1 pseudogene is annotated in these 239 nt (G+C 65.7%); it reads right to left on the bottom strand.

The annotated features are described in order from the left end of the window. Positions 1-189 (bottom strand): annotated as a pseudogene (locus tag CWO89_RS45520) (hypothetical protein); the annotation flags it as partial. Between the last annotated feature and the right edge of the window lie 50 nt (positions 190-239).

The raw sequence follows: 239 nt of genomic DNA, 5'->3' as shown, positions 1-239 counted from the left end.
CACGAGGGCCGCGCCAACGGCCGCGACCACGCAAATCGCGGTGGCGGCCAGGACCGACAGGTCCAGCCTGCGGATGGCCAGGATGAGCAGAAACAATGAGATGCCGAGCGCGCAGGCAACCGCGCTGTTGGTGTCGGAATATCCCAGGATGACGGCGCCGTTGATCAGCAGGCCTGCAAGCCCCAGCATGCCGACGGCAACTGAACGGATGATCGCGTGACGCGTTTCGGCTCGCTCCA

Origin of the sequence: Bradyrhizobium sp. Leo170 (genome assembly GCF_004296405.1) — a bacterium.
GTDB lineage: Bacteria > Pseudomonadota > Alphaproteobacteria > Rhizobiales > Xanthobacteraceae > Bradyrhizobium.
The sequence above is the reverse complement of the archived record's forward strand: the minus strand, read 5'-3'. Positions and strand labels throughout refer to the sequence as shown.